Below are 389 nucleotides of genomic sequence, written 5' to 3'. Positions count from 1 at the left end.
CCAACAGTGCCAGCAGCCGCGGTAATTAGATACCCTAGTAGTCCGCCTAATGTGCCAGCCGCCGCGGTAATTAGATACCCTAGTAGTCCACATAGAGTGCCAGCAGCCGCGGTAATACGGAGGGTCCAAGCGTTATCCGGATTCATTGGGTTTAAAGGGAGCGTAGGCGGATTTTTAAGTCAGTTGTGAAAGTTTGCGGCTCAACCGCTGCAGTTGAAACTGGAAGACTTGAGTACAGTAGAGGTAGGCGGAATTCGTGGTGTAGCGGTGAAATGCTTAGATATGTCAAAGAACACCGATTGCGAAGGCAGCTCGCTGGAGTGTAACTGACGCTGATGCTCGAAAGTGTGGGTATCAAACAGGATTAGATACCCTTGTAGTCCGTAGCC

General features: G+C 50.6%; 1 rRNA gene. It reads left to right on the top strand.

Features of this window, described 5'->3' with window-relative positions:
- Positions 1 to 389, top strand: a 16S ribosomal RNA gene (locus tag CIL05_RS22490); the annotation flags it as partial.

The organism is Virgibacillus profundi, from assembly GCF_002287375.1.
Classification (GTDB): domain Bacteria; phylum Bacillota; class Bacilli; order Bacillales; family Amphibacillaceae; genus Virgibacillus_K; species Virgibacillus_K profundi.
This window is presented reverse-complemented; position numbering and strand designations above follow the sequence as displayed.